We start from the raw sequence: 21,655 nt of genomic DNA, 5'->3' as shown, positions 1-21,655 counted from the left end.
ATTTACCCTTCGGACGCGAGGAAGCAAATTTATTCTTTAACGTGGTCGCCAAGCGCTATGAACGCGCCAGCATTATCTTGACCAGCAATCTGCCCTTCGGGCAGTGGTCTTCAGCGTTCGCCGACGACCAGACCTTAACGGCTGCCATGCTCGATCGCCTGCTGCACCACGCGCATATTGTTCAGATCGCCGGAGAAAGTTACCGGCTTAAAGATAAACGCAAAGCCGGCCAGGTGAAGGCAAAAGCTTAAGAAAATTGGAGGCCCGGGTGGGTCAGTTTTACTCCGGCCGAAAAGCCGGAAAGTGGGTCAGTTTTAAACCGGCGTTGACATGTTGATTCATGCGAGCCTCCATTTTTGGCTTAAATTTATACCATTCAGTAAAAAACGTGACGTGCTTGACAACCACTGATATGGATGGTATCGCACTAACAATATTGAAGCGATCACTTTTTCAGTGATCGCTTAGTGGGATCGGAGGGGCGTTGCACATCCTTCAGCCTTGATGATCACGTGCCTCGGTCCACTTGTTGCGTGGCATTGATCTCTTTTTTTGACCTGGGTGAGTCATTCAAAGACAAACGTTTTCATCGTGCCTCCTGTCAAAGCCGGAAAAATCGAGCGGCACCGCTCGGCGCCGGCCTGGGGCCATCTTCCTCTGTTCGCACCCTTCGCCATATACTGCCCACGGCATATTAATTTGCGGAAAGCGGGTCTCTGAGGATTATGTTCATATCGCGCGCCTGGCGGCACGTTGTTCATGCCTTCCGGTGGTCAACCGGGGAAAGGATAGGAGCCGCGGAGGTGCTTGCGGCTGCGTTCGGCATGGCCGGCCCCGTTCTGATCGGGGTTCTGTCTGGGCAGGTTCCAGCCGGGTTTACCGCGGCTCTGGGCGGCCTCGCGGTTGGCGGGGTCGAGGCCGGCGCAGCTTTTTCGGTCCATGCAAGGCGCGAGCTTCAGGCGCTGGCGCCGGTATTGCTCGCAGCGCTGCTCGCTGTTGCCGCCGGCGGTCACGGCTGGCTGGCAGAGCTTCTGCTTATCCTGACGGCGCTCATCGCCGCGGCCATCGGCGGCTTCAGCCGATTGATGGCGGTGGCAACCACTCGCTTCATCCTGTTCTTGATGATTGTGAGCGCAATGCCGGCAGCCGCGTTTGACCAGAGGGCAGGATTCCTCGCCCTTATTGCGCTTGGCGCGCTCTGGACCTCCATGCTGGGGTTCGCCTTTGGTATCGTCGCTCGCAAGAACGCCCTCGTGCCGCAGCAGGAACCCCAGCAGCGGCGGGCCACATGGACGCAGAAGCTCAAGCGCTGGGCCCAGTCCATGAGGAATGTCGACGGCTGGAACTACACGATCAGGCTGGGAGCGTGCCTCCTGGTTGCCCTTGCCGCCACTTTGCTATGGCCTGACCATCATCTGCATTGGATCAGCATTACGGCAGCACTGCTAATCTCCCGAACGCCTGAGCCAACATCGCTCAAGACGACGCAGCGAACGCTGGGGACCGCGGTCGGTGTTGTTTTATCGGCGCTGGTCCTGCGTTCAACCTTGCCGGCGGCCGTGCTGGTGGTAGCGGTCGGTGTTCTTGCGGGCGCCCGTCCCCTGCTACGGAATGGAAACTATCTTGTGTATTCGGCGGCAATGACGCCGCTCATCATTCTCATCATCGATGCCGGGCATGTACCCGACAGTGGCTTGTTGGTTGATCGACTCATCGCAACGCTGATTGGCGCCGCGCTGGTCGTCGGGACCAATCTGCTGATGATGAGGTTCGTTTCCGACCGCAAGCCTATTTCATGAAGATAGGTGCCGGGATGGAGATGGTTCGCTGGCGATGAGTATCTCTGATCCGGCGCTAGCCAGATCCCGGGAAGCCCCAGGAAGCATTGATCATGGCCAGCCGCAAACGCAAAAGCTTCGCGCCGCCTGACCTCAGACCGAAGCGCCGGTGCTCACCCCCCCAGATCGCCGACCCCGCCGCCCCAGGCAAGAAGCCATTGACGTAAAATCGCGCTGACGCAACCATCGCATATCGCCTAATATGCCCATGCTCCATGGCTCACGCCACCCCAATGATGGCCTTCTCGATGTTATCAACTCTATGACCCAGACGATACTCGTCACCGGCGGCACCGGCTTCATCGGCAGCCATACTACGGTTGCATTGCAGCAGGCCGGATACCGCGTGGTGATACTGGACAATCTTTGCAATAGCAGCGCGTCCGTGCTGGATGCGATAGCCAAAATAACAGGCGAAAAGCCGGCATTCATTCAAGGCGACGTGCGCAGTGCGCCTGCGCTGGCGAAGCTTTTCCAGGCATACCGGGTGGACGCCGTGCTGCATTTCGCCGGCCTGAAGGCGGTAGGAGAATCCGTGCGTGACCCTCTGGCCTATTACGACAACAACGTTCATGGCAGCGTGCAGTTGCTTGGCGCCATGAAGCAGGCAGGCATCAAGACTTTTGTATTTTCGTCGTCGGCCACCGTGTACGGCGACCCGCAAAAGCTCCCACTGACCGAAGACCATCCGCGCTCGGCCACCAATCCCTACGGCCACACCAAGCTGATAGTGGAAGACGTGCTGGAGAACCTGTACAAAAGCGAGGAAGGCTGGCGCATTGCCCGCCTGCGCTATTTCAATCCGGTGGGCGCGCACTCCAGCGGGTTGATAGGCGAGGCGCCGCAAGGCATACCCAACAATCTCATGCCTTACGTTGCGCAGGTTGCCACAGGGCAGCGCAGCAAAGTGATGATTTTTGGCAAGGACTACGATACCGCCGATGGCACCGGCGTGCGCGACTATATCCACGTGATGGACCTGGCGCGGGGCCATGTGCAGGCCTTGCGACATTGCCTAGACGCCGAACAGGAACTGCTGACGGTCAATCTGGGTACCGGCAAAGGCTATTCCGTGTTGGACATGGTCCGCGCCTTCGAGCAGGCCAGCGGCAAGACGATACCCTACGAGTTCGCGGCGCGGCGCCCCGGCGACATCGCCGCTTGCTGGGCAGATACTGGGCTGGCATGGGAGAAACTGGATTGGCGCGCCGAAATGGGCATTGAGGAAATGTGTGCAGATGCCTGGGGCTGGGCAAGGGCCGGCCGTTGGTGGGCGGGGCCGGCGAAGCGATCATGATTGAAGATATATATTTGTTACTTTTTGTTGGGCTGAACACTGCAGGCCTGATAACTATAGTTGCAGGATGAAGGCAGAGCTATCCGCCTATAATCCCCGCCACATATATCCTTTTTTCTCATTGTTTATCCTTCTTATGATCGAAGCTCCCTACCAGAACAATAAAATTTTAGGCCTTGTCGTTTCTCTGTCAGTATTCTTGTTCTTTGCCCCGATGCTATCGGTGCCGGCAGGTTATACGACAGGAGCGGTATTGCTATTGCTGGCGAGCTTTTGTTCTTTGGCTAAACGACCTTGCCAGCAGTTGACGCGCGAAGATAAAACGCTTATCAGCTTGCTTGTCGCCATTTTTGCGGTATCTCTATTTAGTTTTTTGTACCATGGCAACGCAATCCGCAGCATGGATTTGCCCAGTCGTTATTTGTTGGCCGTTCCTATTTTGCTATTAATGTTGAAAGTACCGCCTCGCTTGTCATGGTGGTGGGCTGGGATGGTTGTCGGGTGTGTATCCGGGGCCGGAGTGGCTTTCTGGCAGATCGAATTGCTTCAAGCGAATCGAGCTGTGGGATACACCGGCGTGATCCAGTTTGGCAATCTTGGCATGATGATGGGGGTATTCTGTGCTGCAGGCCTATTCTGGGCCAAGGCACAGGGCCGGTATGCGCGGTATTGGCAATTGGCATTATTGGTAGGGCTGCTTGCGGGAGCTTATGTCTCGATTGCATCGGGCAGCCGGGGCGGATGGTTGGCGCTGCCGTTCGTGGCTCCCGTGTTTTGTGCCGCATTTTTGAGCCGACGCAACCTTAAGCAGGCTTTCGCGGTGTTGGCAGTGTTATGTGTAGGGTTGACGGTCGTGGCGACCACAGTGCCTAGCATTGAGACACGTTACGACGAGGCCGTTAGCGAGATTCAAAAGTACCAGACGCAACGCGTGTCGAATACGTCGCTTGGGTTGAGACTGGAAATGTGGCACGCTCTTACATTGATGATCCCTCAAAAACCACTGTTGGGTTGGAGCGAAAGTAATTACAAGGCCGAAATGCAGCGACTGGTCGCCGAGGACAAGGTGAAAGCCGATGTTTTGACCATGGCCAATACGCATAACAATTACCTTGAGTTTTTGGCATTCCAAGGCGTGGCGGGGCTGTTGCCAGTACTTGCTTTATTGCTGACGGCGCTTTGGTATTTCTGCAAGCGCTTGCGTTCCATTAACATAACGGTACGGGTTCTGGCAGTGTGCGGTGCTTCTCTATTGGTGGCTTATTCATTGTTCGGAATGTCGCAGGTAATGCTAGGCCGCAATAACACTTTATTATTCTTCGTCATTGCGTTGACGGTGACGTGGGGCGCGATGCGCCGTGAAGAAATCCGCTTGGCAGCGATGTAGGCCCTTACTTGGCATTCTCCGTTGGAAGGCCAATTGCCTCCATTTAGCTGCCGTACAATCGGAAGTGCCTCAATGTATTAAGCGCCAAGCCGGCAAAAAAATATGCAACAAAAAAATCATTCTCCGTCCATGCTCGCCGAGCGTTATCCGCTGGCTTTCTTGGCCGGCTTTGTTGAATTTTTCCTAGTCGTTTTCGGGGCCCATGCTGCTTACTTCTTGCGTTTCGATGATTGGGCTTTGTCGAGTTGGTACGAAATTGCGGTCGTGGTTATTGCCTTGGTCGTCATCGTGTGCCAAATTGTGCTTGGCACATACTCTTCATGGCGTGGAAGGGAGTGGTTTCGCCAGATAGGTCGGGTTTACATTGGCTGGTTGATTGCCTTGGCTATCGTCACGGGCCTTGCCGTATTCCTGAAGGTGTCGCAGGATTACTCCCGGGTATGGTTGTCCACAACATTGGCAGTTTCGCTCGCCTTGATCACCTTATTTCGCTTCGGCATTTATTTTTTCTTGCGCCAGATTCGGCTGCGTGGACGGAACCTGAAAGGGGTTTTGGTGGTGGAAGTGGGCAATTCGGCCGATGAGTTGCGCCATCGCCAGAGTGAACTGCCCGAACATGGCTACCGGGTTCTGAAGAACGTCAAATTGGTACGTAGCGACGCTTGGCTGGATGAATTGGTATCTCTGGTAATTCAAACGGGCGCCCATGAAGTATGGTTGTGCTTGCCATTGCAAGAAGGGGAAACCATCAAAACCATATTGCATGCGCTGCGCCACCTTACGGTGGAGGTGCGCTATTTGCCTGATATGGGAGATATGCCGCTGCTTAACCATAGCGTCAGCAATATTGCGGGACTTTATTCCCTGGATATCAGTTGCAGTCCCATGGATGGGCCGGCTCGTATTGTGAAGCGTATGGAGGACCTTATCCTCGGATGCTTTTTTTTAGTACTGATTTTGCCAGTGTGCTTGTTGATAGCGATTGGCATCAAATTGACATCATCCGGACCGGTGATATTCAAACAATATCGCATGGGCATTAATGGACGCAAATTTAAAGTGTATAAATTTCGGTCCATGGAGCTGCATGACGAGCCCACTGGAACCGTTACCCAGGCATCTTTTGGCGACCCGCGTATTACGCCGTTGGGAGCCTTCCTGCGGCGTACCAGCCTTGACGAACTGCCTCAATTTTACAATGTGATCCAGGGCCGTATGTCGATTGTCGGGCCGCGGCCACACGCCCTCGCTCACAACGAACAGTACAAGGACTTGGTGGAATCGTACATGAAACGACACAAGGTCAAGCCAGGCATCACAGGCTGGGCTCAGGTCAATGGATTCCGGGGCGAAACCGATACGGTCGACAAAATGGAAAAGCGGGTGGAGTATGACCTTTGGTACATCAACAATTGGTCGCTAGGGCTCGATCTGAAGATCATTTTCCTCACGGTATACCGAGGATTTGTGAACAACAAGCCCTGACTATTACTCTTCCGAACTTTTCCTGTATTGGAAAAAAGCCGTATATTTTTCCTCTACGAAGTTTTTTATTTCACGTCTGAAGCGCTCGGTGGAAAAATATTCGGCATGCTGACGGATAGCGGCTGGGTCGACCCTGAAGTCTGCCTCAAACATCCGCACTGCCGCCTGAATCGACTTTTCGGTTTGTTCGTTGAAAAATATACCAGTTTTTCCTTCTGCAACCGTTTCCCGCGCTCCCCCTTTGCCAAAGGCGATGACGGGCGTGCCGCAGGCCTGCGCTTCAACAGGCACAATGCCGAAATCCTCTTCCGCTGCAAACACGAAGGCCCGGGCCCGCTGCATGTGATCCCGCAGCACATCGAAGGGCTGGTAGCCCAAGAGCGTTACATTGGGGGTGATGGCCTGTTTTATTTTGTTGTACTGCGGGCCCTCGCCGATGACCACCAGCTTTTTGTCTGGCATCGCTGCAAAGGCACGAACGACAAGGTCCATTTTTTTATATGGCACCATGCGTGATGCCGTTAGATAAAAGTCTTCCTTGGCTGTGTGCAGAGGAAAATCGTCAATGGCGACATTAGGGTATATCGTAGTCGAATCGCGCCGGTAGGCCTTGCGTATGCGACGGCCTATGTAATCGCTATCCGAAATGAAGTAATCGACGCCGTTTGAGGTCCGGTGGTCCCAGTTCCTCACCTTGAACAATAGTAAGCGGGCCAAAAACCCCTTTAGCCCGCTATCCAGCCCCGTTTCAGCCAGGTATTGGTGCTGCATGTCCCAGGCATAGCGAATGGGGCTGTAGCAATAGCAAATGTGCAATTGATCCGGACCGGTGATCACCCCCTTCGCAACGGCATGGCTACTGCTTATAACCAAGTCGTAGCCAGAAAGATCCACCTGCTCAATGGCAAATGGCATGAACGGCAGATACATCTGATAGCGGGTTTTGGCTTTAGGCAGATTTTGAATCAATGTGGTCTTGGCATGCTTTCCACTTAATTTGGTCCGATCTGCGTCGGACAAGAAGTCAATCACCGAAAACAAATCTGCCTGTGGCCATAGTTTTATTAGTTCGGCTAGCACGCGTTCGGCGCCAGCGAAGGTAACCAACCAATCATGGACAATGGCGATTTTCATGCGTATGTTTCGACTCCGGCTTTTCAAATGAAATTATCGCCATTGTAATGGCTAGGTTGAAACGGTTTTCTTTGATCTGGTATAAGTTATTGTGCTTGCGGCAGGACAAGCGCTAAGCGGTGTAGTCCTATAATCTTGAGCGCCTTATCTACGGTCCCTTTTCTCTCCGTTCCCCGCTGTGCAGGGGCGCCTGTGCTACTAACCATTCCGCAGGCGACCCTCTGTGTTTCGGCGAGCTTATTATGATGCTCAATGTCTCTTAAACGTAACGTTGCCTGGAATCTTGCGGGAACGGGCTTGCCGTTGCTGCTGGGCCTCACCGCTATTCCCTATCTGGTCAAGCATATTGGCGTTGAAGCGTTCGGCATTCTTACGCTCGTTTGGACTTTGATTGGCTACTTTAGCCTGTTCGATTTCGGGCTTGGGCGGGCATTGACCCAGCAGGTCGCCGTCAGCCTCGCGGCGGGCCGCCACCAGAATATTCCTCACCTGGTGAAGTCCGGCCTTATCTTTACGCTGGTGACTGGCGTCATCGGCGGCCTGGTGCTTGCGGCCGTGTCGTTTCCTTTGGGATACAGCTGGCTAAAAGTCAGCGGGCCATTACAGAGCCAGACTGCCTACAGTCTATTGATTGCGGCTGTGGGCATTCCCTTGACCACCACCACGACCGGCTTGCGCGGTGTGTTGGAAGCCTACGAGGATTTCAAAACTGTCAATTTATTGCGAATAATACTTGGCACGGCGAACTTTGCATTGCCGGTGTTTAGCGTGATGTTTTTTGGACCTTCGCTTCTATATATCGTCGCAACCCTGATCCTGGCGCGTCTCGTAGTGCTTGTCGCCTACTGGATGTGCGTGGACAATAAACTTGCTAGCAGGTGGCACAAAGCCCAATCGAGAGCAAGGCACGTCAAGCGATTAGTGTCGTTTGGCGCATGGATGACGGTTTCGAACATCATCAACCCAGTAATGGTAAGTGCGGACCGTTTCCTGATTGCTGCCGTGGTTGGAACCAGTGCCGTTGCGTATTACACCGTTCCCTTCGAGATCCTGATCCGGGTGCTGGTGATACCCGGGGCGCTGACGGGCGCACTATTCCCCAGGTTGGCTTCTACACTGAAGAGCGATCCGGCAGTGGCGCATATGTTGTACAGACGTTCAATAAAAATAGTGAGTATCACGCTGGCTGCCATTTGCACCGCTATTGCAATAGGCTCCTATTGGGGTCTAGCCATTTGGCTGGGCGCTGATTTTGCCGCCCAGTCCTGGCTGATCGCCAGTATCCTCAGCGTGGGCATATTGCTGAACGGCATTGCTTTCGTCCCTTTTGCCGCCATCCAGGCCGCGGGCAACGCGAGGACGACGGCTGCCCTGCACATAGCGCAGCTGCTTATTTATGTGCCGCTATTGTTCTTGTTTGTGTATTTCTTTGGTGTTGCTGGCGCGGCTATAGCATGGGTAATAAGAGCGGCTCTGGACTTGGTTCTATTGCTAATCTATGCGAAAAGAACGGCCGAAATGGTTGTGTAAAGCCGGCATTCTTTCGAGCCGCGATTTCACCCCCACGTCCACTAGCGGACTGATTAATCAACCGATACTTCAAAGCTAGCCATCTGACGGATGCAAGAACAAGCCTTGCCCCCCCTAGAATGGGGGAAGTGCAATGGCGGTGTCCACAAGTTGCGCCGGTGGCGAGAGGCGGAAGGGCAGAATGCATGCGGCAAGGCCCCGTTGTAACGACTGTCGCGCCCGGTCGGATATAATTGTAACGAGTTGGACTCCAAGACAGGACAGATCCTTAGCTGCGGCGAAAAATTCATGTCGGACACTGTGACGACTTTGTAAGTTACCGGCTATGTTTATGGTGTATACCTATAAAATCAATGCCATGGCATTGCAAAAACACCCAAAGTGAATCAATTCGAGGAAAGAGTGCGTTTAATTCCAGTGATTTTGTGTGGAGGGGCCGGATCCCGGCTTTGGCCAGTTTCGCGAGAGGCTCACCCGAAACCCTTCATACGCTTGGCCGACGGCCAAAGCCTATTGCAAAAGGCGTTTCTGCGGGGCGCCCGCCTGCCAGGCGTAGAAGAGATTCTTACCATTACGAACCGTGAACTCTTTTTCAAGATGGCCGATGAGTTCCGCGAGGTCAATGATACTGGCGTGACCACCTCCTTTATCTTGGAGCCATTTGGCCGGAATACGGCGGCGGCGGTAGCGGCCGCCGGCTTGCGGTTGGCACAAACATATGGCGAAGAGGTTGCGCTGCTGGTCCTGGCTGCTGACCATTTGATCTCTGATCAAGACGCCTTCGAATGCGCTGTGGATCAGGCCTTGGGGCTGGCTCAGTCGGGTAGGTTGGTGACCTTCGGAATTCAGCCAGACGCCCCCGAAACTGGGTACGGCTATATCGAAGCCGATGGCAACACGGTACTGCGTTTTGTGGAAAAACCTTCGCTGGACAAAGCACAGGAATATGTAGATTCCGGCCGTTTTTTATGGAACTCCGGCATGTTCTGCTTTACCGTGGGCGGGCTATTGGCTCAGATGGGCTTGCATTGCCCGGAAATCCTGGCTGCTACGCAAGTCTGCCTCGACAAATCCCGGGTCGCCGAAGGCCAGGGCTTCAAGCAGGTGGAGCTGGATTCAGACAGTTTCAAGCAGGTGCCTGAAAACTCTATCGATTACGCTTTGATGGAAAAATCTCAACAAGTTTCGGTCGTCCCCTGTGTCATGGGATGGAGCGATATTGGCTCCTGGAACGCGATAAGCAACCTCGCCGAGGCTGACGCCAATGGAAATCGGGTCTTGGGCGATACGATCCTGCAAGATGTAAAGGGCTGCTATATCCAAAGCGACGGACGCGTAGTCGGCGTGGTGGGCGTCGAGGACTTGGTTATCATCGATACTCCCGATGCCCTGCTGGTAGCAAATAAAGACGCTACCCAAGACGTCAAGAAAATATATGCCCAGCTGAAAGCGAAAGGCCATGAAGCTTATAAACTGCATCGGACCGTGCATCGTCCTTGGGGGACTTATACCGTGCTAGGTGAGGGCAATGGCTTCAAGCTGAAACGGATAGAGGTCAAGCCCGGCGCTTGTCTAAGCTTGCAGATGCACCACCATCGTAGCGAGCATTGGATAGTAGTTAGCGGCATGGCAAAGGTCGTAAATGGCGACGATGAGCTTTTCGTCAACACCAATGAGTCCACCTACATCCCGGCTGGCCATAAGCATCGCCTGGAGAATCCTGGCATTCTGGACTTGGTGATGATAGAGGTGCAGAGCGGAGCCTATCTGGGCGAAGACGATATTGTGCGCTTTGATGATATCTATGGGCGGGCTTGATGATATTGACCTCTTCTCGATCGGTATGGAATTACCGTGGCTTTATTCTTGGCAATGTCAAGCGTGAGTTTCAGTCAAAATATCGTAATTCATTGCTGGGTGCTGCTTGGAATGTGCTAAACCCGTTGGCGATGATTGTGGTTTACACCGTGATTTTCGCCCAGATAATGCGTGCCAAGCTTCCCGGTGTAGATAGCATATTTGGATACAGCATTTTTTTATGTGCTGGGGTGCTTGTATGGGGATATTTCGCGGAGATCGTCGGGCGCAGCCAAAATGTCTTTATCGAAAATGCAAATATATTAAAAAAGATCAATTTTCCTAGATTGTGTCTGCCGGTAGTAGTAGTGGCGAATGCCACACTCAACTTCATTATTGTATTTAGTCTTTTTACCGCATTTTTGCTGATATCAGGAAATTTTCCCGGTATGGCATATACGGCATTATTGCCAGTTTTAATTATTATGGTGATGTTTGCAGTAGGACTGGGCACTACCTTGGGAGTATTGAATGTTTTCTTTCGAGACGTAGGCCAGCTCTTCGGTATTGTTCTGCAGTTTTGGTTTTGGTTGACACCCATTGTTTACCATCCAGACATACTGCCGAAGGTTGTTCAATCGTATTTAAGGTTCAACCCTATGTCGGCTATTGTAGCGGCTTGCCAAAATATATTGCTACACAACCAATGGCCTCATTGGCAATCTTTGTTGCCTGTGACTGTATTAGCTGTATTGCTTTGCATTATAGGGCTGGCTTTATTTCGTAAACATGCTGGTGAAATGATAGATGAATTGTAATGGGTAGCATTAAAGTAAGAAATCTAGGAAAAGCATACAAACAATACTCCACTCGCTGGGGGCGCTTAGCCGAATGGATATCGCCGGGGAAAAAATCGCATCATGCTCTTAAATGGGTAATAGAAGAAATAAGTTTCGATATTGCAGCTGGCGAGTCGGTTGGCATTATCGGCATTAATGGAGCAGGCAAGAGCACGTTGCTGAAAATGATTACAGGCACTACGCAGCCAACGACTGGCTCTGTAATGCTCACCGGGCGAGTAGCGGCCTTATTAGAATTAGGCATGGGATTTCATCCCGATTTTACCGGTCGGCAAAATGCCTATATGGCTGGCCAATTATTAGGTTATAGCGTCGAAGAGATTACCCGACTGATGCCGGAGATAGAATCTTTCGCTGACATCGGAGACTATATTGATCAGCCCGCGCGAGTATACTCCAGCGGAATGCAGGTGCGATTGGCATTTAGCGTAGCCACAGCCATTCGTCCGGATATTTTGATAGTGGACGAGGCTTTGTCGGTAGGTGACGCTTATTTTCAGCATAAAAGCTTTGAGCGCATTCGGGAGTTTCGTAAGCAAGGCACTACCTTATTAATCGTTTCGCATGACAAGGCAGCTATTCAAGCAATTTGTGATAGAGCGATTTTATTGAATGCCGGCAAGCTTGCTATGCAAGGTGAGCCAGAGGCGGTGATGGACTACTACAACGCGCTTCTGGCAGATCATCAAAAGCAAAATGTTACTCAATCTACTCGACCTGACGGGAAAGTTAAGACGGAATCAGGTACAGGTGAAGCGGCGATAGAGCAAATTTCAATTTGTGACTCTTCTGGAAACCCCATTTCCCTTATTGCGGTCGGCCAAAAAATCCAAATCAAAATACTTGTACTAGTTAATGAGGATATCGAAGGTCTAGTCTTAGGGTGTGGAATTAAGGATCGACTGGGCCAAATGGTATTCGGTACAAATACCTTTTTTACGGGACAGGCGTTGTCTGGTGCAAAAAAGGGGGAGCGTTATCTGTACACAGCGAGCTGCGATGCGAACCTTGGGGAGGGGAGCTATTCCGTTCACTCATCACTGGTACTTAATCAATCTCATGTTGAAAAAAATTATCACTGGGTTGACGGTGGTTTTGTATTTCAAGTGATAAATACAGATAAGCCTCATTTTGTAGGCTATTGTTGGAATGAAATAAACTTTGATATCGAGAAGTTGGAAGAGCATACATGATCATAAAAAAAATTCTAAATAAAATCCTTTCTAAGCCCTTGCCTACGGGCTCGGAAGTGCCGATTCCAATTCCTGAAGATAAAATAGGCGGCTCGATGCTAACAACCAATTCGAAAACTCTCGATCGTCCCTTAGTGGTCATTGATGTTGGGTGTCGCTGGGGATTTGCAGAAAGATTTATGCAGGATGCGGATAAATTCCGTGTCTACGGATTTGATCCCGATCGGGAAGAATGTGAACGTTTAACGAAAATTTACGGTCACAAGGCACCCATAACTCTTGTTCCACTTGGCCTCGCTGGTACCTCAGGCTTACGGACACTTTATATCACAAGCGAACCCGCCTGTAGCTCTTTATTGCCGCCTGATCCTGAGTTGACAGCGTCTTATCCTTCTCTATATTGCGCGCGCCAGGAACGGGAAATTCAGGTAGAGACTACCACACTAGATCTTTGGGTTGAGGGGACGGATATCAGCGCGGTCGACTATATTAAGGTCGACACCCAAGGTACTGAGTTGGAAATTTTACAAGGCGGCTCTAATACGCTAGAAAAAGTCAGATCTTTAGAGGTGGAGGTGGAATTTAATCCTATTTATCAAGGCCAGCCCCTCTTCTCTGATGTAGACCTTTTTTTACGTAAAAAAGGCTTCGTTTTATGGAAATTGACTAATCAAGTGCATTATTCAAGAGGTGCTGCAGCGCGCGCCCCTTTGGGTGAAGATACCATTTTTTATGACGATAAGTATCGAATAAGTCATTTGATGTATGGGGGACAGTTATATTGGGGCAATGCGCACTATATTCATAAAACTGTTCTACGGCCAGACTTAGTATCGGAGTCACAGCGGGCAAGAGATGTAGCGCTCTTTAATGTCCTCGGAATGAATGATGTGGTGCAGCATATATATAGTTTTCAGGAAAATATAGATTAAATATGTTTATCTCCTATGCTCAGAATTTTGAAGACGTAATGCTGTGGCGGGCTCTTAAGCATATTGAACGTGGTTTTTATATTGACATCGGTGCCCAGGATCCTGTGATTGACTCGATAAGTCGAGCCTTTTATGAACATGGGTGGCGCGGTATTCATGTTGAACCTACTGAACAATATTCAAAAAAACTCAAAGATGCGCGTCCGGACGAGATTGTCGAGCAAGTAGCGATCGGAAATGGTGACACTACGCTTGAATTTTTCGAGTTCTCTGATACTGGTTTGTCGACAGCTGATGCCGCAATTGCTCTGCAGCATCAGAGCGCGGGCTATCACGCTAGTCGGACAGAAGTACCAGTTATTTCAATGGACCTGTTACTAGATAAGTATAGTGATAAGACCATTCATTGGCTGAAGATAGATGTGGAGGGATACGAAAAGAACGTCATTGAAAGCTGGTCATATTCAAATGTTAGGCCATGGATTCTAATCATTGAAAGCACAAAGCCACTGACCCAGCAGCAATCTCATTTAGAATGGGACTATCTGATAGTGGATAAGGGATACGTATTTGTATATTTTGATGGTTTGAATCGATTTTATATACATAAAGATAAAATAGATCTAAAAAATTCGTTCGATCGGCCTCCTAATATTTTTGATGGTTTCACATTGAGTGGTTCGGCTTCGCAACCCTTTTATCAGAATATGCAAAATAGAATCAAGAAAGCGAAGGTAATGGAGCGACAGGCAGAGGCCAAAACGCATCACGCTGAAGTTAGGGCGCAGCAAGCGGAGGTGAGGGCGCAGCAGGCCGAACACATCTTAGAGGGAATATGTACTAGTTCTTCTTGGAGGCTCACAGCACCCCTGCGTTGGATTGGTCGACAGTTGCGTCTACTACGGCTACATGGCATTCGACCGCGCTTGAAAAAATTGACAAAAATAATATTCCTGCCGATTTTCCGTCGAATAGATAGGTTTTTGATCGCCCACCCTGTGTGCCGCAGCAGGTGCTTGATGTTCCTTTCCCGGATAGGTTTATATGGGTTTTTGCATTCGGTTTATGTTAGATTGTTGGGATCCAGAGAGTGGCAAGCTATAGTCCCTCGAGAACGACCTCCGCTTGAATTGCAGCACCTCACACCTCGGGCTAGAGATATTTATAAAGCACTGAAAGGTGCCTGTCGAAGCGAAAAAGGCGGATGATTGATGCGTATCGTTATTGATCTGCAAGGAGCCCAGTCGAGTGGCTCTCGTAATCGGGGTATCGGGCGTTACTCTCTTTCTCTTGTTCAAGCAATTGCAAGAAATTGCGGTGAACATGACATAGTACTAGCATTAAATGGAGCATTTCCAGATGCAGTTGAGTCTATTCAGCAGGCGTTCCAGGGCTTGCTTCCCGCGAAAAATATCCATGTTTGGTACGCACCGGACTCAACTAGTTATGCCAATGTAAATAATAGCTGGCGGCGCCAGTCGTCTGAACTGTTAAGGGAGTCTTTTCTCGCCAGTCTAGATCCGTCTGTGATTCTCGTTACCAGTCTATTCGAAGGTCTAGGTGACGATGCAGTCAGTAGTATTGGACGGCTGAATGATGGAGTACATACGGCCGTCATTCTGTATGATCTTATTCCTTTTATTAATCGAGATCTATATCTTAGCGACGCTAGGGCAGCAAGTTGGTATGACGAAAAAGTCAACTATTTGCTCAAGTCAGGCTTAATGCTCGCTATTTCCGAATCTTCTCGGCAAGAAGCCGTAGAACATCTCGGCGCATCTGCATGTGACGTTGTTAATATTTCTACCGCTTGCGATCCCCAATTCGGAGTCAAATTTTATGATCGAGAGCAGCGGACATCCCTATATACTAGCTATGGAATAAGCCGTCCTTATGTCATGTATACCGGAGGTATAGACCATCGTAAGAATATTGAAGGATTGATTCGTGCCTATTCTCGCTTGCCACTGCCTCTAAGGCAATCGCATCAATTAGCTCTTATTTGTGCGATCAATCCTGATCAGCGCATCCGCCTTGAGAAGTATGCAGAGAAATGCGGGTTAAGTCACGAAGAGCTGGTATTGACTGGTTATGTGCCAGAAGAGGATCTTGTCGCTCTGTACAATTTATGTAAGGTTTTTGTTTTTCCTTCTTGGCACGAAGGATTTGGCCTACCTGCCTTGGAAGCAATGGCCTGCGGTAAAGCCGTAATCGCGGCAAAGACTTCCAGTCTTCCAGAGGTGCTTGGATGCGAAGCGGCGTTGTTTGACCCATTTGATGACGCTTCGGTTGCCGGTAAACTGGAGCAGGTTTTGGTCGATGATGAATTTCGGAACCAGCTTGAGCATCATGGATTGAGGCAAGCCAAACAATTTTCATGGGATAAAAGTGCAAAAGCCGCGATTAGTGCATTGGAAGCATTTGTCGAGCGCTCATCAAATATAGAGACTGCATCCGATAAGCTCCTGAAGCGACCCAGGCTAGCATATGTGTCTCCGCTACCACCACTCCGAAGTGGCATTAGCGACTACAGTGCTGAATTGCTTCCAGAGCTAGCACGGTATTATGAAATTGACGTAATTGTGATGCAGGATTCTGTTACTGTCCCATGGATTCTTAGCAACTGTTCCATTCGAACGGTGGATTGGTTTCGTTTTCATGCCGATGAGTATGATCGGGTTCTTTATCATTTTGGTAACTCTGAATTCCACCAACATATGTTTTCGTTGCTAGAAAGCATCCCTGGTGTTGTAGTGCTTCATGACTTCTTTCTTTCCGGCATCGTTTCATATATGGACTTTCATGGTTCCGAGCCAGGGGGCTGGGCCAGTGCTCTTTATGAAGGGCACGGTTATTTAGCATTGAAGGAGCGCTTTACTGCGGCTAATATTGAAGACGTTAAATGGAAGTATCCTTGTAATGCCCGGGTACTACAGAATTCCCGGGGAATTATTGTACATTCCGAAAATTCTCGTCGATTGGCACGTCGCTGGTATCCAGCGCAAGATGAGCGCCAATGGGAATGCATACCGTTACTCCGGCTCCCAACAACAATAAATGAGAGTATTAAAATAAGGGCACGAGAAGCTCTGGGTTTTCAGCATGAAGATTTTATCGTATGCAGCTTTGGCTTACTTGGACCAAGCAAACTTAATCAGCGTCTACTTGACGGCTGGTTAGCGTCTCCGTTAGCCACTGACGAGAAATGCGTACTAATTTTTGTTGGTGAAAATGAAGGCGGTGAGTATGGCAGACAATTGTCAGAATCAATAGCTGAGAGTAATACTGAAAACCGTATCCGTATTACCGGTTGGACTGACACTGAAGTATTTCATCAATATTTGGCGGCGGCAGATGTCGCGGTGCAGCTACGGACACTTTCTCGTGGCGAAACGTCTGCCGCAGTGCTTGACTGCATGAATTATGGTCTCGCCACAGTTGCTAATGCGAATGGGAGTATGGCAGATCTGCCAGACGATGGTATCTGGAAACTTCCCGATCACTTTTCGGATAAGCAACTCATCAATGCATTAACCTTGCTGCGCCAGAACGTTGATCAGCGCCTAAAGCTGGGCCGCCGAGCGCAGGATATCGTTCATACTCAACACGCTCCGGAGATCTGTTCATATCGTTATTATGCGGCGATCGAACGCTTTTATAATGAGTCTAGTTACTCGATTCCCACGTTGATTGAGGCTATTGCTCAGCTTGAGCTGGCGGTGAGCGATAGCTCGGATCTTATGGCAATCGCGGCTGCCATTGATCGGTCAATTGAGCCGAAATTGAAACAGCGCCAGCTTCTAGTTGATATATCCGAATTCATACAGTGCGAAAACAAAAGCGAAATCTCATCGGATCTACTCGCTCTTTTACATGAATGGTTATTGCTACCACCGAAGGGCTTTCGGGTTGAACCTGTATATTTTGACACTCAGCGCCAGAGCTATCGATACGCCAGGAAGCTTACTTTGGAGTTGCTTGAGTGTTCCAGTGATATGCTAATTGATGAACCTATTAGCTACTATATGAATGATGTATTCTTGGGAGGGCGTTCTGTTCAAGAGCTTATCCCCGCCCAACAGGAGTTCCAACAAATAATGAGGCGTCACGGTGCTCATGTGTGGTTACTTGATTATGAGCAATGGGCTCGTTTTGGTCAGACTGATTGGGAAGAGGTTAATATGTTGTTGACCGAGGACGACTAATAAGGCTCGAAGCATCCATATATGGGTAAGTTTTCGATCCAAATTTTCATTCCTATGCTAATCAATATAGTGACAATTTGAAGGATGCGCTCCTTTGATGGTAATATTTTTAAGACCTCGTAGAACGTCGACGATAACAAATCTTATGGACTTGTTGCAGCATAGCGGTTTCAGTTGAGATTAGTAATTTTTTTATGGAGCAGAGTTTAATGAGTAGTCGCGCGATCGTTACAGGCATCACGGGGCAGGACGGCGCCTACCTGGCGCAACTGTTGCTTGAAAAAGGCTATACCGTCTACGGCACTTATCGCCGTACCAGTTCGGTGAATTTCTGGCGTATCGAGGAATTGGGTATTGAAAAACATCCGAATCTACATTTGATCGAATATGATCTAACAGATCTTTCGGCGAGTATCCGTCTATTGCAAAATACCGAAGCGACGGAGGTATACAACTTAGCAGCGCAAAGCTTTGTTGGCGTATCGTTCGAACAGCCCGTGACTACTGCGGAAATCACTGGTTTAGGCGCAGTTCACCTTTTGGAAGCTATTCGGATTATTAATCCTAAAGTACGTTATTACCAGGCATCCACGTCGGAGATGTTTGGCAAGGTTCAGGCGATTCCTCAAATTGAGAGTACACCGTTCTATCCGCGTAGCCCTTATGGCGTAGCCAAATTGTATGCACACTGGATGACGATCAACTATAGAGAATCCTACGGAATTTTTGGTGCTAGCGGTATCCTGTTCAATCATGAATCGCCACTTCGGGGCCGTGAATTCGTAACTCGTAAGATCACAGATTCGGTCGCCAAAATTAAGCTTGGCAAGCTCGACGTATTGGAATTGGGTAATTTGGACGCCAAACGAGATTGGGGCTTTGCTAAGGAGTATGTAGAAGGCATGTGGCGCATGTTGCAAGTGGATGAGCCGGACACGTTCGTGCTTGCCACAAATCGTACGGAAACTGTGCGTGATTTCGTTTCTTTGGCCTTCAAAGCTGCCGGTATTGATCTGACCTGGAAGGGGCAAGATGAGTCCGAGCACGGAATCAATTCGACAACCGGCAAAATAGCCGTGGCGGTGAATCCGAAATTTTATCGTCCGGCAGAAGTAGAGCTGCTAATGGGGAACGCCGCTAAAGCTAAAGAAGTACTCGGATGGGAACCAAAGACCTCTTTGGAGGACTTGTGCGAAATGATGGTTAAGGCGGACCTGCGCCGTAATGAACAAGGCTTTTCGTTCTGATGAGCCGCACAAACAAGCGGGCGCTTATAACAGGCATCCATGGGTTTACCGGCCGCTATATGGCAGCAGAGCTTGAGGCTCATGGCTATCGGGTTTTCGGCTTGGGCAGCCATTCAATGGATGAGCGAGACTATCATCAGGCAGACCTCGCTGACTCAGAAAAATTGAGTGCCGTTGTAGCGACAATTCAGCCGGATGTAATAGTTCATCTCGCTGCTGTCGCTTTTGTTGGCCATGACGACGCGAATGCATTTTACCGGGTCAACCTTATCGGATCGCGGAATTTACTCGAAGCCATCGCAGTAATGGGTAAGCGGCCCGACTGTGTTTTGCTGGCCAGTAGCGCTAACGTCTATGGCAACACGTCTGAAGGCATACTTGATGAAGGTATGCCACCGGCGCCTGCAAATGATTACGCGGTAAGCAAGCTAGCAATGGAATACATGGCTCATTTGTACTCTGGCAAACTGCCAATAGTCATTGCGCGTCCGTTTAACTATACGGGGATAGGGCAGGCTGATAATTTTCTGATTTCTAAAATTGTTTCTCACTTTAGGGCGGGTGCATCGACAATTGAGTTGGGTAACTTGGACGTATCGCGTGATTTCAGTGATGTGCGGTCGGTGGTGCAAGCATATCGCCTGCTATTGGACTGTTCATTAGCTCATGGACAAACCATAAACGTTTCGACCGAATGCGTATATTCCTTGCGTGAAATAATCGATTTATGTGAAACGATTACTGGCCGTTCTATTGATGTAACGGTCAATCCCGCGTTTGTGCGTCAAAACGAAGTTAAGATTCTGAGAGGGAGCGCTGAGCGCTTGCGAGGATTACTCGGAAACTGGGCGCCTATTCCGCTATCGGAAACCCTGCATTGGATGTTGACCGCTGGGCAATGAAACTCATTTTATCGGTTGAGCCTATACGCTTTCCGCTAACCGGCATAGGGCGCTATACCTACGAGTTGGTTAGGAACCTACAAGATCAATCCGGAATTGATCAGCTTCTATATCTGGGTGCGACTGGCTTTGTGCCAGGTGTACCTAGGTTCGGACAGCAGTCCAATAGTGCTCACAAGCTAAAACGCTGGGCTCAGCAAAGCTCGATCGTTACTGAATCATACCGTCTTGCTTCTGCAGCATTGAAAGCGCACGCGCTGCGTTCATATGCCGATTTTATTTTTCACGGCCCTAATTTCTTTCTTCCTCGATTTTCTGGCCGTAAAGTGGCAACATTTCATGATTTGTCGCCTTTTAAATGGCCTCAATGCTTGTCCCCATTACGTGCCCGCTACTTGCAAAAGGAATTGACGGCGACTCTAAACTGCGCCGATGTGTTGATTACGGATTCGGCATATACCCGTCTAGAACTAGCTGACTATTTTTCTTGGCCCTTAGACCGAATTTATTCGGTACCATTAGCTAGTAGTCCGGAATTTCACCCTAGGCGTGCCGAAGAGCTCCGGCCAATTTTGAATCGCTACGGCTTGGCGCCCGAGGGCTACACCCTATTCGTGGGTACAATCGAACCTCGAAAAAATATAGAAACACTATTGGACGCCTATGGGCGGTTGCCGTTACCCTTGCGCAAGCGAACACCATTGGTTTTGTGTGGTTATCAAGGGTGGCAGAGCGCATCGATTCATGCACGAATAAAAAAAGCTGAGACTGAGGGGTGGGCTAGATATATAGGTTTCGCAGCAGCAGAAGATTTGCCTTATTTGTTCGCAGGCGCATGCCTATTTGCCTTTCCATCGCATTACGAAGGGTTTGGGTTGCCGGTATTAGAGGCGATGAGTTCTGGTGTACCGGTAGTTTGTTCCGACAGTACATCCTTGCCTGAAGTAGCCGGAAATGCTGCTTTGATGTGTGCTGCGGAGGATGTGGAGGGACTCACCCAGTTGTTAAGTCGAGGTTTAACAGATCAAGCGTGGCGCGAGGTGGCTATAGCGGACGGATTGCAACATTCTTTTAAGTATTCCTGGTCACGCTGCGCAGTTGAAACGACGGCAGTGTATCGAATTGCGGCAAAATTGTAGTGGGCCAATATTAAGCTTGATGTGATAGCTATTCGTTCGTTCCATGACGCGTTTTACACTCTCCAAAACTGTGTCGTATAACTATATTAAAATTCACCGCTCGCGACGCATATTGATAACAGGTATTAAAGTGATCGTATTTTTCAATAAATACGCTTACATACTGGAAGTAGAAATTTCCAATGGTAAACATGAAGAAGTATAAACATTTCTCTACCGCAGCACTCATTGCGGCAGTAGTAGCTAACTTTAGCTTCTTGGTATTCCGTATTTACGTTACAGCAAAATTAGATTTCAATTCCGACGGTGCGACCACCAATCTATACGCAGAGGAAATCCTAAAGAGCGGCCAGCTATTTCCGCCGGGTTGGGGGTATATGTCAACGCCGGTTTAAAACTGACCCACTTTCCGGCTTTTCGGCCGGAGTAAAACTGACCCACCCGGGCCTCCAATTTTCTTAAGCTTTTGCCTTCACCTGGCCGGCTTTGCGTTTATCTTTAAGCCGGTAACTTTCTCCGGCGATCTGAACAATATGCGCGTGGTGCAGCAGGCGATCGAGCATGGCAGCCGTTAAGGTCTGGTCGTCGGCGAACGCTGAAGACCACTGCCCGAAGGGCAGATTGCTGGTCAAGATAATGCTGGCGCGTTCATAGCGCTTGGCGACCACGTTAAAGAATAAATTTGCTTCCTCGCGTCCGAAGGGTAAAT

General features: G+C 49.8%; 17 protein-coding genes. 15 read left to right on the top strand and 2 right to left on the bottom strand.

Annotated elements, in window-relative coordinates:
• The 5 genes from BUB23_RS25820 to BUB23_RS25800 form a co-directional block, all read left to right on the top strand.
• The coding region (locus BUB23_RS25820) for an ATP-binding protein (protein ID WP_178372402.1) at nt 1–251 on the top strand (251 nt) is incomplete at its 5' end.
• A gap of 552 nt (nt 252–803) precedes the next feature.
• Nucleotides 804–1,799 carry an FUSC family protein gene (locus tag BUB23_RS25815; protein WP_178372403.1) on the top strand — a complete coding sequence of 332 codons (996 nt, stop codon included), beginning with the start codon at nt 804–806 and terminating at the stop codon, nt 1,797–1,799.
• A gap of 301 nt (nt 1,800–2,100) precedes the next feature.
• Nucleotides 2,101–3,135 carry a UDP-glucose 4-epimerase GalE gene (gene galE, locus BUB23_RS25810; protein WP_073110184.1) on the top strand — a complete coding sequence of 345 codons (1,035 nt, stop codon included), beginning with the start codon at nt 2,101–2,103 and terminating at the stop codon, nt 3,133–3,135.
• A gap of 136 nt (nt 3,136–3,271) precedes the next feature.
• Nucleotides 3,272–4,522 (top strand): O-antigen ligase family protein, encoded by a 1,251-nt coding sequence (locus tag BUB23_RS25805; RefSeq protein WP_073110189.1) that lies wholly within the window; start codon nt 3,272–3,274, stop codon nt 4,520–4,522.
• Nucleotides 4,523–4,624: 102 nt separating this feature from the next.
• Nucleotides 4,625–6,007 (top strand): undecaprenyl-phosphate glucose phosphotransferase, encoded by a 1,383-nt coding sequence (locus BUB23_RS25800; protein WP_073110182.1) that lies wholly within the window; start codon nt 4,625–4,627, stop codon nt 6,005–6,007.
• Nucleotides 6,008–6,010: 3 nt separating this feature from the next.
• On the opposite strand, the gene BUB23_RS25795 is transcribed toward BUB23_RS25800, so the two are convergent.
• Nucleotides 6,011–7,141, bottom strand: a complete 1,131-nt coding sequence (locus BUB23_RS25795; RefSeq protein ID WP_073110180.1) for a glycosyltransferase family 4 protein — start codon at nt 7,139–7,141, stop codon at nt 6,011–6,013.
• 252 nt (nt 7,142–7,393) lie between these two features.
• On the opposite strand from BUB23_RS25795, the gene BUB23_RS25790 reads away from it, so the two are divergent.
• From BUB23_RS25790 to BUB23_RS25745, 10 genes are all read left to right on the top strand, one after another.
• Nucleotides 7,394–8,671: a flippase gene (locus tag BUB23_RS25790; protein ID WP_073110177.1), complete on the top strand. Its 1,278-nt coding sequence runs from the start codon at nt 7,394–7,396 to the stop codon at nt 8,669–8,671.
• 402 nt (nt 8,672–9,073) lie between these two features.
• Nucleotides 9,074–10,489, top strand: a complete 1,416-nt coding sequence (locus BUB23_RS25785; protein ID WP_073110175.1) for a mannose-1-phosphate guanylyltransferase/mannose-6-phosphate isomerase — start codon at nt 9,074–9,076, stop codon at nt 10,487–10,489.
• Nucleotides 10,489–11,286, top strand: a complete 798-nt coding sequence (locus tag BUB23_RS25780; protein WP_073110171.1) for an ABC transporter permease — start codon at nt 10,489–10,491, stop codon at nt 11,284–11,286. The genes BUB23_RS25785 and BUB23_RS25780 overlap by 1 nt, the downstream gene beginning before the upstream one ends.
• Nucleotides 11,286–12,521 carry an ABC transporter ATP-binding protein gene (locus BUB23_RS25775; protein ID WP_073110169.1) on the top strand — a complete coding sequence of 412 codons (1,236 nt, stop codon included), beginning with the start codon at nt 11,286–11,288 and terminating at the stop codon, nt 12,519–12,521. Before BUB23_RS25780 ends, BUB23_RS25775 begins: the two co-directional genes overlap by 1 nt.
• Nucleotides 12,518–13,453, top strand: coding sequence for an FkbM family methyltransferase (locus BUB23_RS25770; protein WP_073110167.1), 936 nt, complete (start codon nt 12,518–12,520; stop codon nt 13,451–13,453). The genes BUB23_RS25775 and BUB23_RS25770 overlap by 4 nt, the downstream gene beginning before the upstream one ends.
• A 2-nt stretch (nt 13,454–13,455) precedes the next feature.
• On the top strand, nt 13,456–14,661 hold the full coding sequence (locus tag BUB23_RS25765; protein WP_073110165.1) for an FkbM family methyltransferase: 1,206 nt from the start codon (nt 13,456–13,458) through the stop codon (nt 14,659–14,661).
• Between the two features lie 3 nt (nt 14,662–14,664).
• Nucleotides 14,665–17,658 (top strand): glycosyltransferase, encoded by a 2,994-nt coding sequence (locus BUB23_RS25760; RefSeq protein ID WP_143161144.1) that lies wholly within the window; start codon nt 14,665–14,667, stop codon nt 17,656–17,658.
• A 209-nt stretch (nt 17,659–17,867) separates the two neighbouring features.
• Nucleotides 17,868–18,905, top strand: coding sequence for a GDP-mannose 4,6-dehydratase (gene gmd, locus BUB23_RS25755; protein WP_143161143.1), 1,038 nt, complete (start codon nt 17,868–17,870; stop codon nt 18,903–18,905).
• Complete coding sequence (locus BUB23_RS25750) at nt 18,905–19,807, top strand: GDP-mannose 4,6-dehydratase (protein ID WP_073110159.1); 903 nt, start codon at nt 18,905–18,907, stop codon at nt 19,805–19,807. Before gmd ends, BUB23_RS25750 begins: the two co-directional genes overlap by 1 nt.
• Nucleotides 19,783–20,946: a glycosyltransferase family 4 protein gene (locus BUB23_RS25745; protein ID WP_245801394.1), complete on the top strand. Its 1,164-nt coding sequence runs from the start codon at nt 19,783–19,785 to the stop codon at nt 20,944–20,946. The genes BUB23_RS25750 and BUB23_RS25745 overlap by 25 nt, the downstream gene beginning before the upstream one ends.
• 458 nt (nt 20,947–21,404) lie before the next feature.
• Here the strand turns inward: BUB23_RS25745 and BUB23_RS25735 are convergent.
• On the bottom strand, nt 21,405–21,655 hold a 251-nt coding region (locus BUB23_RS25735), incomplete at its 5' end, for an ATP-binding protein (protein WP_178372402.1).

The sequence above is a fragment of the Pollutimonas bauzanensis genome (assembly GCF_900129885.1).
Lineage (GTDB): Bacteria > Pseudomonadota > Gammaproteobacteria > Burkholderiales > Burkholderiaceae_B > Pollutimonas > Pollutimonas bauzanensis.
The sequence above is the reverse complement of the archived record's forward strand: the minus strand, read 5'-3'. Positions and strand labels throughout refer to the sequence as shown.